Origin of the sequence: Longimicrobium terrae, assembly GCF_014202995.1 — a bacterium.
GTDB classification, from domain to species: domain Bacteria; phylum Gemmatimonadota; class Gemmatimonadetes; order Longimicrobiales; family Longimicrobiaceae; genus Longimicrobium; species Longimicrobium terrae.
This window is the reverse complement of the sequence record NZ_JACHIA010000011.1, coordinates 115,065-127,799: the sequence shown is the minus strand read 5'-3', so window position 1 is coordinate 127,799 and position 12,735 is coordinate 115,065. Positions and strand designations below refer to the sequence as shown.

Annotated in this window: 12 protein-coding genes; 8 read left to right on the top strand and 4 right to left on the bottom strand. The window is 63.1% G+C overall.

Translation table 11 applies throughout. From position 1 onward, the window contains the following. Positions 1 to 61: 61 nt before the first annotated feature. Positions 62 to 1,309: a lipase family protein gene (locus tag HNQ61_RS17525; RefSeq protein WP_170035373.1), complete on the bottom strand. Its 1,248-nt coding sequence runs from the start codon at positions 1,307 to 1,309 to the stop codon at positions 62 to 64. A 520-nt stretch (positions 1,310 to 1,829) separates the two neighbouring features. On the opposite strand from HNQ61_RS17525, the gene HNQ61_RS17520 reads away from it, so the two are divergent. Beyond that, positions 1,830 to 2,936: an MBL fold metallo-hydrolase gene (locus HNQ61_RS17520; RefSeq protein WP_170035372.1), complete on the top strand. Its 1,107-nt coding sequence runs from the start codon at positions 1,830 to 1,832 to the stop codon at positions 2,934 to 2,936. 214 nt (positions 2,937 to 3,150) lie between these two features. On the opposite strand, the gene HNQ61_RS17515 is transcribed toward HNQ61_RS17520, so the two are convergent. Together HNQ61_RS17515 and HNQ61_RS17510 are read right to left on the bottom strand one after the other, a co-directional pair. Continuing rightward, the gene (locus HNQ61_RS17515) at positions 3,151 to 3,705 is read right to left on the bottom strand and encodes an ImmA/IrrE family metallo-endopeptidase (protein ID WP_170035371.1); all 555 of its coding nucleotides are present in this window, start codon (positions 3,703 to 3,705) and stop codon (positions 3,151 to 3,153) included. A gap of 13 nt (positions 3,706 to 3,718) precedes the next feature. Beyond that, positions 3,719 to 4,072: a helix-turn-helix domain-containing protein gene (locus HNQ61_RS17510; RefSeq protein WP_170035370.1), complete on the bottom strand. Its 354-nt coding sequence runs from the start codon at positions 4,070 to 4,072 to the stop codon at positions 3,719 to 3,721. Between the two features lie 211 nt (positions 4,073 to 4,283). Here HNQ61_RS17510 and HNQ61_RS17505 point away from each other — a divergent pair, with 211 nt between their 5' ends. The 6 genes from HNQ61_RS17505 to HNQ61_RS17480 all read left to right on the top strand — a co-directional run bounded on the left by HNQ61_RS17505 (position 4,284) and on the right by HNQ61_RS17480 (position 9,137). Beyond that, on the top strand, positions 4,284 to 4,586 hold the full coding sequence (locus tag HNQ61_RS17505; protein WP_170035369.1) for a ubiquitin family protein: 303 nt from the start codon (positions 4,284 to 4,286) through the stop codon (positions 4,584 to 4,586). Between the two features lie 2 nt (positions 4,587 to 4,588). Further along, complete coding sequence (locus tag HNQ61_RS17500; RefSeq protein WP_170035368.1) at positions 4,589 to 5,164, top strand: hypothetical protein; 576 nt, start codon at positions 4,589 to 4,591, stop codon at positions 5,162 to 5,164. Then, positions 5,157 to 5,690 (top strand): Mov34/MPN/PAD-1 family protein, encoded by a 534-nt coding sequence (locus tag HNQ61_RS17495; RefSeq protein ID WP_170035367.1) that lies wholly within the window; start codon positions 5,157 to 5,159, stop codon positions 5,688 to 5,690. Before HNQ61_RS17500 ends, HNQ61_RS17495 begins: the two co-directional genes overlap by 8 nt. Before the next feature lies 1 nt (position 5,691). Further along, entirely contained in the window at positions 5,692 to 7,266 is a 1,575-nt protein-coding gene (locus tag HNQ61_RS17490; protein WP_170035366.1) for a ThiF family adenylyltransferase, read from the top strand. Then, positions 7,226 to 8,116 carry a hypothetical protein gene (locus HNQ61_RS17485; RefSeq protein WP_170035365.1) on the top strand — a complete coding sequence of 297 codons (891 nt, stop codon included), beginning with the start codon at positions 7,226 to 7,228 and terminating at the stop codon, positions 8,114 to 8,116. The genes HNQ61_RS17490 and HNQ61_RS17485 overlap by 41 nt, the downstream gene beginning before the upstream one ends. Before the next feature lie 103 nt (positions 8,117 to 8,219). Next, positions 8,220 to 9,137, top strand: a complete 918-nt coding sequence (locus HNQ61_RS17480; protein WP_170035364.1) for a sce7725 family protein — start codon at positions 8,220 to 8,222, stop codon at positions 9,135 to 9,137. Position 9,138: 1 nt separating this feature from the next. Here HNQ61_RS17480 and HNQ61_RS17475 read toward each other — a convergent pair whose 3' ends face one another. Continuing rightward, on the bottom strand, positions 9,139 to 10,017 hold the full coding sequence (locus HNQ61_RS17475) for a sce7726 family protein (protein WP_170035363.1): 879 nt from the start codon (positions 10,015 to 10,017) through the stop codon (positions 9,139 to 9,141). Between the two features lie 243 nt (positions 10,018 to 10,260). On the opposite strand from HNQ61_RS17475, the gene HNQ61_RS17470 reads away from it, so the two are divergent. Continuing rightward, on the top strand, positions 10,261 to 12,363 hold the full coding sequence (locus tag HNQ61_RS17470; protein ID WP_170035362.1) for a hypothetical protein: 2,103 nt from the start codon (positions 10,261 to 10,263) through the stop codon (positions 12,361 to 12,363). Positions 12,364 to 12,735: the final 372 nt, after the last annotated feature.

Below are 12,735 nucleotides of genomic sequence, written 5' to 3'. Positions count from 1 at the left end.
TCATAAGCCTCTGCGGTACAACCGCTTACACGATTCGGCGAGATGGAATCCGTTCACGCGGTCAGGATCTTGTGCAGCCACGCGGATCTGGATCACCCGGTCGTGCCGTCGCCGGCGGTTCCCAGAACTCCGAACGCCAGAACTGAAGCTTGACGTCGTTGAAGTCACCATGCGCGGCTGGCTGTCGATGATAGGGGCCATACCCCGGGTGATTGGGATCGTTGAAGCCGAAGCCCTTGATGGTTACCTGGCCACGTATGGAATCCGGGATCAGGTGAAGGGTTTCCATCACGTTGGTCCACTTTCCGAAGACTCTGTCGACGTGGGTAGCTGGTTGCTGGTAGATGTCGTCGATGGCTTCGAGCAGGCTCCCGACTGGCAGGACGGGGACAAGTGGCAGCATGTGCTCGCCAGCATCGGCATTGGGGTGCAGCGTAAGGCTGTAGAACCGGGTTTCCGGATGAGAAGCAAGGTACGGCAGCACGCTCTCATATACGTCCCGTGTGCTGGCCGCCGCCGCCATGTAGACGATCGTGTCATATCGGATCGTCGGATACAGCCGGATAACCTCATTCAGCACAATCGCACCCATGCTGTGGCCGATGAGCGTGACCCTGCGAGTGGTATCCTCACGGAGAAGCCCCTGCAGTGAGTCCATGAGAATCGAGGCCCCACCCTGGCCGGGTTTATACTGCTCGCCATACGCGACGTCTCGATGCGCTGACTCCACCGGCTGCCGGAACACGTTGCGCGTCCGGCGCAGCATGTTGTTCCATCCCGACGTGCCGCCCATCTCCGACAGAGGGAGCCCCAGAGCCAGCCGAAAAGGAAGGAAGGGGAGCCCCAAGGCGGTGGCGAGCTGGCCCGTGGTCGACTTGCAGTACGTTCCGAGCGAAACCTGCACCTGTGCCGGGTTTCCAAAGCCGGCACGGACAGCCTGATACTCTGCCATCACCGGGTACGAGCGGTCAGCACCGAAGGTGAGCAGGTCATCCCGCAGAGACTCCGTGACGTTGATCGGCCAGCGCGAGACTCCCCGCCCTACGTCCGCGACCAGGTTGAAGGGAGCATTCACGGTGGCCGCTTCGCCGGTGACGATGTGACCGCGACGCGTCCAGAACAGGTGCTCCCCGTAGGAACTGACGAGATTCGTCTGCCAGTTCAGGAAGATCGGGTTGTAGTCGGCGGCGTAGATGCCGTCCCCCGCCTGCTCGGCAAATTCTCGGGACGCGCCGAAACTGTTCAAGCCCCCGTGCACCACGATCATGAGCCCCCGCGGCCTGCGGTCGCGGCGGAGCTCGATCATCATCCGGTGCACGTGTTCCTCGTACTCATTCCCAGTAACCGACTCTGCCTGTCCTGTCACGCGTACTGGCACCCCCACGCCGTGGCGGTTCAGGAAAACGGCTCGGGTCGGCAGCTTTGCATGTGATGTCCACACCGTCCCGCCATTGCTCGCGCAACCCGAAAGAACGCAGGCCAGTGCGAGTGCGGAGAGCACGCGAAACCGAGATCTTTCTCGAAGGCTCATCATAGGGGTCTGCGCATGAAGGAGGGAGGTACTGCACCGCGCCTGGAGGGATGGCGACAGTTCGGGGCGGGAAGAAGAGGCAAGAAGTTAGAACCACCGCATGTTCGTCGTTCCTTCCGGCGGGAAAGGACATGCGGCATCCTGCTACAGATCAGTGTAGCATCCTCTAGGGCCATAGACAACGATCATCAGCGGGTGCGGGCGGTGCACACGTTACAAGACACTTCCGCGCCGGCACTCCTGGCTGCATCCTTCCTGTAAAGGCCCCTCGTACTCTCCCTCCGGCCCGCCAGTCCCAATGATCCCCACCCACCCCCGCAATTCGGTCCGCTGGCTCGCCGGGGCCGGGATTCTGACCGGGTTGTTCATGGCTCAAGGGTGCATCAGGTCGCCTCTTGCCCATCCGAGCATCACATCGTTCAAAGGTTATACGCAGCCTGCGCTTGCCAACACCTCCGGATCCGATGCTCCTGCGCTCACCGTACGCTTCATGGGTGCTAGTTCGCTGTTGTTCACTGATCGGGACGGCACTTCGATCCTGATGGACGGGTTCGTGAGTCGTCCGGGAATGCTCCGGGTCGGGATCGGAAGGATCCGGCCAAACTGTGGGCGCATCCGGCAGGCGCACACCCGGCTGGGCGAGCCGAACCTGGCCGCTGTCTTCGCCGGCCATGCGCACTACGATCATGCCATGGACGCGCCGGTCTGGGCGCAGATGAGCGGGGCGACGCTGGTCGGCTCGCGCTCCGTCACGATGCTCGGTCGCGGCATCGGTCTCCCGGACAGTCAGGATGTGATTGTACGAGAGGGAATTCCGATCCAGTTCGGCAGGTTCGAACTGACCTTCATCGAGTCCGTACACGGACTGCCGGACCGCTATCCTGGGACAGTGTACGAGCCGTTCGAACCACCGGCGAAAACAACCGCGTGGCAGACCGGGCTTGTATACTCGGTGTTCGTCCGCCACCGCGGACGGTCGATTCTGGTGCAGAGTACGGCCGGCTACAAACCGGGCGCCCTGCGCGGGCGCCGCGCCGACGTGGTTTACCTCGCAATCGGCGGTCTGGGCCGCCAGCCACTCTCCGTCATCGACACCTACTGGACAGAGGTCGTGCGCGCGACCGGCGCCCGGCGCGTGATCCTCGTGCACTGGGACGATTTCTTCCGCGGCCTTGATGAGCCCTTGCTGCCGACGATCTACGGTGGAGACGACGTCCCGCGCAGCATGGGGCGAATCGCCGAATTGGCGGCCGCGGACAGCGTCCAGGTCCTGATTCCGCCTGTATGGGACCATACTGATCCGTTTCAGGATCTGCCGGGTCTCATGCTGACGGACACGGTCCCTCGGGGTCCTGATACTCCAACTTTTCATCCACCTGCACCAAAGCCTTACTGCTCGCGATAGGAAGGTGCGAAGAGGTGGGACCATGCCCAAAACGCAAGAAAGCGCGCCCGATACAGACCGGGCGCGCTTTCTTCGTGTAGTCTTCGATTCACGGAGGTCAGCAATACGCATGCGGCAGATGCGACCGTCATAGCCGATCATCTGCGAACCCGCAATGTTCGGACACTTCGTCTGCAACTAGCGATGGCGAGCTTCACGAAGTGACAATGTGGCGCTAGAACTCGGTAGGAGGGCGTTTCCTTTGCTGCGCCGGCGGTCCGATTGGATCAACGCCGCCAAGCAAGCCGACGCGCATCAATCGAATGGTCAGGGCCTGAGGGCTGACCTCGTAACGCCGCGCCATGTTTCGTACGGCAGCTTCATCCATTGCATCTATGTACCGTTCCGCGAGGTCTCGTCTGAGCATCGACTCAGGCATCAGGAGAGCTCCAGCGAAGGCGTTGGCCTCCATCTCGTACATATCGTTCGGCGTTGTCGTCGTTTCGGCTCGGAAGTGAATGAGCGCGTCGTCGACGAACACGGTAGGGCTGTCGTGGTGGAGGATATAATGACCAAGCTCGTGCGCGAGTGTAAATCGCTGCCGATTGCGGTGATGGAGGGAATTTACGCCGACGTATGCCCCGGAATCCTTACGGATAAGGAAACCCGAGACGTTGGTTTCCAGCGGCTGCGATTGTATCTGCAGCCCCGTGTCGACAATGATGTCTTCGATGGGAACGGGAGGTCTGACATACCCTGCGCGGGCGAGCACCTTTTCGGCTTCGGCCATTGCCCACGATACGTCAGCCCGAGTCCTTTGCCTTGTTCGCTGGCTCATGGGATGGATCGGCATTCTGCTGCAAGCGTGCGATGAGGCCCGCCGTTGTGGGAGCCTGGTCGTGCATCGTGTCCAGCGTGACCCGTACGTTGCGCGTCGGCATAAAGTAGTCCGGCGCGGGCAGGAGGTCGCGGTAGTCGATTTGTAGCGCACGTGCGAGATCGATGAGTTGATCCAGCGAGATCTGCTGCCGCCCCGTTTCGATCATGGCCAGCGTCGACCGCTTCAGCCCTGCGAGGTCAGCCAGCTCTTGCTGAGTACGGCGCGTTGCAGTCCGCTGATCCCGCACGGCCGTGCCAATGTACTCGTAGATCTGCATGGAGGTGTACGATAAGCCGTAGTGCCCAGGTATGCAACGACCCGAAGTGGGCCATTGCTTGTCGAATCTGTCATTGTAGATGACAAAGACGGGCACGTTGACATACCCATAGCCTCTGGTTACGTTCCCGGCGTGGACTCCGCTCAGCGCTGCGCCGAGGCGAGGATCGGGGGATTCGAAGCCGGGAACCAGTGTTGAGCGGAGGTGCGAGATGGCGGGCAAGGGTGATGAGCATGGTGTCGTGCGGGTGCGGGTGGAATCGACGGAGGGCAACCTGGAGCACCCGTTCCGGGTGAGCCAGACGGTCGGCGAACTGAAGCGGTTCGTCTACGACCGGCTGGTGCAGGACAAGGGCAACGTGCCGCTCTCGGCGACGTACATCCAGCTCGGAGGCAAGTCGGTCGCGGACAGCGAACTGATCGGAGGGTTGGCCACGGGGGGCAAGAACCGCGGCAATGAGGTGGACGTCGTGGTCAGCCTCGGCTGGCCGATGTCGGGCGGCGCGCGGCGCTGACGGTGCACGCCGCCTATCATGAGGCACTGGTGGGCGCCGGCCTGGAGATCCTGGGCCGGCGCCTCCTGGCTGCGGATGAGGACGATGCGCTGAATAGCGTGCGGGTGGAGCGGGTCGGGCCCTTCCTGTACGTCTGGGCCTGCGGCAAGCGGCCGAACGACAACTACCTCGCGCGCATCAACTTTTCGGCTTACCCGGTCGAGCCGTACGAGATCGGGTTCCTGAATCCTGCCGCTGCCCGTTCGGAGTGGGATCGGCTGACCGACCGCGATCCGCGCTATTGGCCTTTGTCCGCGATCCCCGGCCTGCATGGCTCCTTCCAGGTGGCCCACCCCGGTGTCATTCCGGTCTTCTGGTGTGAGCGCGCAACGGCGCCTTTCTACCACCTTCACGGGGCGAAGGAGAGCTGGATCCCGGGCGATTGGCCCATCGATGTTGTGGTCATGAAGCTCGTCGAAGCCATGAAAAAAGCCGACCACCCCAGCCATTGGCGCCCGCTCGGCCATGAAACGCTGCTGGCGGCTGCGCGTCAGCGCGGGATCGAGCTTCCCGCGAGCGCGGGCGTTGACCGTGGATGACGGGACCGAGGAGCCGGTCATCGTGCGCCCGCCCGGCAGGCTGGAGCGGCTGGTGATCCCAGCGACGGTGCTCTCGAACACTTTGCAGGGCCTGGCGCTCGGACGAGACCGCGAGATGCTCGCGTTTTGGATCGGCGCTGAGCTGCCGGGGACCGCCGGCGCGACGCGGGCCCTGGTGTCGACGGTGGCGTTTCCGCGGATCCGGTCGGGTTACTCTCGGTTCGAACTGGCCGAAGGCGAGATGGGCCACATCACCCGGTGGTGCGGCAAGCACGGGCTGTGGATCCTGGCCCAGGTGCACACTCATCCGACAGACGAAGACCACTCCGAGGCCGACGAAGCCGAGCCGGTGTCGCATCGGCCCGGTTTCCTCTCGGTCGTCATCCCCTACTTCGCGCGGTTCTCCACGGTCCGCGAGCCGCGGTGGCGCGCGTACGAGCACCAGGGTGGCGGTGACTGGAGAGCAATCAACCCGGAAGTGCGATTCGAGGTGCTGAGCGATGTCTGGATCTCTGGATCTGAATAGGATGGTGCCGGCGTGCATCGTCGGGGGCAGGGTCCTCACAGCGGACGCGTTCTACGCGGAGCGCGACCAGCGGACCGCACTCGGTGGCGCCTATGCGGCGCCCCAGCTCGCCGTGGCGGTGGTTCTGGCGCCCGATCTGATGGAAACCGCGGCCGGGCAGACGGCGCTGCTGTGGTCACTCTCCATGCTGAAGCGGATGGGGCGTGCGTTCTCACGCTCCATTATCGTGGCCACGTCGGGCGCGGCGGACACCCGCAACCATGCTGCTCTCCACCGCTCGCTCGCCACCCTCGGACAGGCCGTCAACGCCGAACTCATGGGAGCGGACCCTTTCGGAAGCATCGAGTGGCGCGCCCTGGGGGATGATGGTGCGCTCGCCGGCGTCGACCTGGTCTTGCGGATTGGATTTGTGGACCCGGCGGGAACGGCTCCGCGGTTGGGCGAGGTTCGGGTGGGCTGGAATGGATGGGTCTTCGGGGTGGACTGGACGCCTCCGGCAAGCTGGGCGCTGGCCAACCACATGCGCCCCGCCGGAGAGGCGGCTGAAACGGGACCGGCTGCAACCGCGGCGGTCGTCGCCGCCGCCGCAGCAGCGGTCGCGCTCGTGTACCGCACGGTCCGCGACGAGCACCCGAGCGAGGGCGAAAACCTGCGCTACTGGTGCTCCGTGGATACTGGTCGGGTCTGCGTTGATCCAGCCGACGCAAGCGTGTGGATGCGGCAGGGCTCATCGCACCCTGGTCCGGCTCCCTGGGACGCGGAAGCCGGTCCCCAGGTGAATCTCGGCGAACTCGTGCTGGTGTCGGCGGGAGGGATCGGGGGAAATGCGGCGCAGGTACTCGCAGCGTCGTGGATCACGTGCGCGTCGGCGACCGTGGTCGAACCGGACATTATCGAACTCTCGAACCTAAACCGCCTGATCCGGGTGGGGGTTGGTGCCGTCGGGCAGCCGAAGGCTGCTCCGGCAGTGACTGCGCTGGCCGAAGCTGGCTTGCGCACGCGGGGTTATGCGGCGCGGTACGAGGATCTGGCGGCCGCAGATCTCGCACCCACAAGCGCCGAGCCAAGGCGCTTGCTGGTCGGTGTCGACCAGGTCGCGTCCCGCCTCCAGGTCCAAGCGGACTGGCCAGACCTGCTGGTCAACGCCGGCACGTCAGGAACCTCTTGGACGGTGAGCCTGCACCCGCGGGGATCAGGTGCATGCCTGGGATGCATCCATGGGGCAGCAACGCAGACGTACGCCGCGTCGCGACGGGCACTCGCCTGCGGTGCCGGGATGCCGGTGGTGGGCGAGGAGCAGATGACTCAGCCGGAAGCGAGTTTTCCGTTCGCGAGCGTGATGGCCGCCGCGTTTCAAGTGGCGGCGCTGATCCGGACCGCCGGGGCCGGGCCGCACGTCCGGTTCACGGCGGATGCGCGGGTGGCGAATTCGGTCCGGCTCCCGTTTCTCAGCACCGGGCCGCGTGAGCGCGAACCCCACTGCCTGCTGCTCTGCTCGCATCCGGCGCTTGCGGCCCTCTGGGCAGAGGCGGTGGGTGGATCCGGGGCTGCGCATCCTTCTGCACACGCGGAGTGAAGTGGAAACCTTTCCTGTTCCTCAACCGCACCCGCTGAAGCGGCCGTACGTCGAATCGGTCGCGCTGGCGGGGTTCATGGATCCTGCGTCTGCGGCCGCTTCCATCCCTTGGCTTGGTGCTCTCTCGCCGGAGGCGCTCGGGGAGTTCCAAGCGCGCTTCGGCGCTGGGGCTCGGCTCGGGCCCGCTGACCACGCCGGCAAGCCGTCCTTCCACGCCGTGCGGGGACCGGCTGCCCTGAAGGTGCTGGCAGACGCCCGCAGCCTCATCCAGCCGTCCGACGCGTGGAATCTGGCCGGGTTCGAGTGGATCGCGATCGAGAAGCTGATTGCCGGGCGGCTCTTCAGCGATCCTGTGCCCATCGCCGAACTCCTTCCGGCCGCTCAGGATGAAGGCAGCATCGCCCGTTTCTGCATCTACGGCTACGGATCGCAGATGCTCCTGGAGGCGGTTCCCGGCGGGCCGGGGCTGCAGTCCGCGTTGCCGTTCTTGCTGGACGCCGCAGGCCCGCTGCAGGTGAATGGCGATATCGTGGGAGTTCCGTTCCGTGTCATCCCACTGCCAACGCCGGTCCGCGTGCTGGTTGCGGATGATCGAGCCGTCGCGCTGGACGGGATCGGCAAACTGATCGCGTTGCTGCGGCTTGGCGTAAAGCGGGCACTCTGCGTCGTGCACTACGGCTACAGCCCGTCGATGATGGACGTCTGGCCCCAGCTTCCACAGGATCTGCTCGCCGCGGACCGCCCACCGCTGATCGCAGATTTCCTCGATCCAGCGGTAGCGGTCAGCGTGCCTACGCGACCCCGCAGTACGACAGCAGTGCTTACCGCTCAGATGGTGCAGCTCGGCTGAGCGTTCGTCCGCCAATGCCGGACTCGCGGAGCTGGCATGTCGGCGAGGAAGCGGGACCGATACAGGACGGCTGTCAACCGGAAACCAACGTCAACAGGTCTGCATGTACTTCCCTGTCATCCACTCCGCGCGGTTCGACATTCTCGCCCTTGCTGGAATCGGTGCCGAGATCCGCTCGTCCGGCACCGTGATCCCCGTCCTCATCCCGGTGGCGAAGAACGAGGACGGCCTGCGCCGGCTCCTGCGCAGGTACACCCGCAGTGGTCAGCCCTTCTGCTTCGTCGTCAACCCGATCTGCTGCCGGCAGCTGATGCCGCCGGATGCCGTGAACCGCGTCATGAACGATGTTCTCGCGGAGAACCGCGTCTTCCATCCGACCATGATGCTGAACGCGGCAACCACAAGGGCCGAGGTAGACGTGTTCTGCGAGCGGTTCCCGGAGGACGAAATGGCGTTCTTCCACCTCGACGAACTCCGTGATGCTGCCGCGCTGGAGACGGTTGCTGCTCGTGGCCGGTGGCATCTGCTGGAACCTCAGAGGCGCGCGTACGTGCGCCGGTTCGCCGCCGACACGCGCGTGCTGATTGAGGATCCGTTCCGGAAGGTGAAGAATGCCGACTACCCGGAGGACGAGAGTTTCTCCGACACGTACGCGGAGTTCAGCAACGACGGCTTCGCGGGGTTCGGCGACTACCAGATCGTGGGACGGGACTACAGTCCTGGGGGCTTCACGCCCCGTGCTGTAGCGCTGCATCTCACGTACACTGCCAGCGACGGCGCCGTTCGCGCGAGACACTTCGTGTCCGACACGGTGACCGCGGCTCCCGAAGTGCCAGGACGGTTTCTTGAAGTGCTGGAGGAGTTGGTGGATTGGGCCGGCGAGGACGAGAGGGACCTTGAATTCTCCAAGGCCGTGGCGGAATACCGCGCTCTGCTTCAGGCGGAATCGTATCCGGGCCTGGGTACGCCGAAGCGGCTCGGAATCCAGCACCACATCGAACTCATGATGTCGTTGCTCTAATTCAACTGGGAGGCGCTTCGAGTGCGCGGGCGAGCTGCTCCAGTTCCGCATCTGATGCGTCCAGTGTAAGAAGCGCGTGTGTCAGCGCGGGCGGGGCGGCGTTTACCCTTTGCCGGAGCGAGGCCGCCGCCCCCCGCGCGCGTAGCAGGCGCACCATGTGCCCGTGCACGCGTTCCGGGTCCATGGTCTGCATCAGTTGGACGCACTCACCCCATAACCTGCCGTTGGGTACGTCCGGCACCGCGCCGCACTCGGTCGCGACCACCTCGAGGTACTCGGATCTGCGCAATGCGGCGAGCATCGTCACGGGGTCGGTGAACGGCGCGTTTTCCGCGGCAGCACGGGTCTCGGTCAGTTCCCCGTCAACACCCATCGCGATCAAACCCACGCGAGGGTCCACCGCGGCGCCGATACGCTCCTCCTGTTCCGCCTCACAGACGACGTAGATGCGGTCGAATGCCTTCTTGTACGCGGCCAGTTGCTGAGGCAGCCGGTCGAGGTTGTCCAGCCGGGTCTTGATCTCGTAAACCGTCGATGTGCCGTTCAGCACCACGACGTCCGCCTTGGCAGGGCCGATCCGGAACTCTGTAAGCAGCCGCGCCTCACGCCATGGGTGCCGATCAAGAAGCAGCCGGCGCGCGATCTGGTTCTTGAACACGTACTCGCAACGGTGCTGCTCAATCAGACACTGGTACACCCTCGTATAGATCTGACCCACGGTGGCCTGCGTGTCGAGGCCAGCCGCTGCGGCGAGGTTGCTGAACGCGCCCGAGCGGCCGGTCCGGGCGAAGTCGGCCAGGACTGGACGCGCAAAGAGCGGTGGGAGCGAACGAAGGTACTTAGGGTTCACACAACAGGAGTCAACGAGGCGGATCGACACATCAGGGTAAGGTAGCCTTACCCTGATGTGTCGTAAACAGCCCTTGTGTGTCGGTCTGAACGCGTGGGAGATCTCGCCGACGGAATGTTTCCCAATAGGGACCCCCAGGACGCCGGTCGATACACCTGCGTGTCGCAGAGGCTCACACGAGATGTGCTCCGATTCGGGCACAACAATGGGACAGTAAGTTGTGGCCGCAAGCAACGATCGCCAATCCAACACAACTCACAACCGCGTCAACTCGTGGTCAATCTCATCGGACAGCTTCCTGAAGGCTTTTGGCTACACGACCCGGCCACCCTGGTAAGGGTGGCAGGTACCCACCAAGCGACAAAGGCGGACGTAGCCACCTGCATCGAGGCACTGCAACGGGCTCTGGAACGGGGAAGGTCCGGACAGGCAGCAGGGTGGCTTGCGCTTGGGTTTGTGCTCCAACCAGAGCGGTTCGGCAAGCGCCTCCGTCGGGACGGCATGCTGCGGGCATCAAAGTACGAGTTTGTCGGAAGCACGATCAGCCAGACAGTCGAAGCGGTATTGGCTTGCCATACCGCGCTCGGCCTGTCAGAGCAGGTTCGGACGTACCTCGAATCCGTTCTGGCCCTTGCCGACGTCGCGAAAGGCGTCCGGAAGAGCCGACTTCGGTTAGTCCGGCTTCTGCGAAATGGTCCGCCGTCTCTAATCAAATCTCTCGCTGTCAGTATCGACGCCGTCTTCAAGGACGTGCGGCCGGCAGACCTGGGCGCCCCGACAAACACGTCCGCGCACCACACCGCAGAACAGTTGGCCGAAGGGTTCTCGCTCCTTTGTCACATGTACTCCGAAAACGTCGGATTTGCCAGGGAGTCGTTCGGCCGAGTTGACGTCGAAGGAGTCGTTGCCGGCAAGTACCTCGACTGGTTCGCGGATGGTGCGATGATCCGGAGGTTCACGGAATGGGAGGTACTCGTTGATTGGGGAACCCATGTCTGCAGTCGGGCTGGCGATGGAAACGCTTATGACCTGACGCCCGTTGACGCTCGTAACGAGATGGCGCTGAGATTAGGCTACTTACAATCCAGCACAGCCGCTGCCCGCGAAGCACTCGCAGCGCCGGCGCAGGACGCCTTCAAACTTACTGAATTCGCTGAACGTACGTACCGGGCGATGGTACGCGGCGGAGCATTCAAAGTCTTGCAGGATCCTGTGCGGCGCGTAACGATGCACGTGCCGAGCGCTGCGGAGTTCTGGGCAATCTTCACCGAAGAGAACCTGTTTGGAGAGGAGGGTGCCCACCTGTCATCTGCGATGCAAGCGTACCTCATTCCCGCAGATCAACTGACGGAGTTCAAGATTCGCGGGGTAGCAGTGTGGGACATCATGAAGGTACAAAGGGTGTTCAACGTCATGAGGCATTGGATGAACCGCTACATGGAGGATTTTCTCCCGAAGGATCCATGGACTGCAGCCCAGTCGAGCGTGCCCGTCTACAGTCACGAACACCTGCGTGAACTACTGGGCAAGGTGATGGATCCGGCGAACGCCGAGGGAGTGTTGCGGCTACTAACGTGGCCTGGAGATACTGTGTTCGATGTTCAATACCAGCCGATGATCACGGATGGCACTTTCGTGATGGCCCCGCTCAACATCCTTGGAATGTCGGACCTGATCCGTAACTCGCTTCAGCACTCGCGTACAAGATTCCATGGCGGAGCACAGGATGATCCCGCAGAGCGTATGCTCGCCAGCGTATTTCCGTTAGCGGGGCATGCTGCCAAGGCCAGTGTCAAGTACAAACATGGTGGAGAAGAAGGCGAAGTTGATGTCTTGGCCGTGGTGGACGGGCGTCTCTTTGCGTTTGAGTGCAAGAATTCCCTGGTGCCTACGGGGCCGTTCGAGCTTCGCACGACGTTGGACCATTTGGCACACGCCGAGGAGCAACTGGATCGATTCCGCCGCCTTTCTGCTGACCCTGAGTTCCTCAAGTCCCTTGCGACGAAAACCGGACTCGACTGCACGAATCCGTCTGAGATCCACACCTGTGCTGTTACCACGAATCGGATGCTGTCAGGGGCCTTTTACGGAGCCCATCCGGTCCGGAGCCTCTTCGAACTGGGGAATTTCATCCTCGGAGGAGAAATCGTACTCAGAGGGCGCCCCAGACGGCAGGTAAGCGGCACGCGCGCAACGGGCGAGGAACTAAGTGACAATCTACGGTATGATCCAGCCCGAGCGCCTGTTTTTGCTGCCATGGTACCATACGCGCTGCGCTACGAATTCGGGGAATCGCGAGTGGATGTGCATTCATTCGGGATCGACGACGCTTTGTTGGCAACTGAACTGGGGGAGATCCCGCATCCCGAAGAATAAGCGAAATCTCGGTTCAGCGGATGGCATCTGGGTCGCATACTGTTCGCGTCGTTGACGCAGGCCCGAACCATCCTCAGGAGAGCGGTTCAGTGAAGCGATCTGGTGACGAGTCTATCGACCAAGCTCCGGCTCCGTGTCCGTTCCCGAAGGCTAGGATCAGAAATCCAGTATGCGCCAGTCTCTCGTTATGATCATGTGATTGGCGGTTGCGCCAATCGTCAAAGGTGAAGAATACGGTCCCTGCCCCACCCTTCCACCCAGGCGTGCAAGACGCGTTGTGCGAGCGCACGGAGTTGATCCTCCACATGTGGGGTCAATCTAAGTAGCACTCGAGTTCTTCGGCCTTTCCGGCGTGAGTGCGTCCACGCGCAA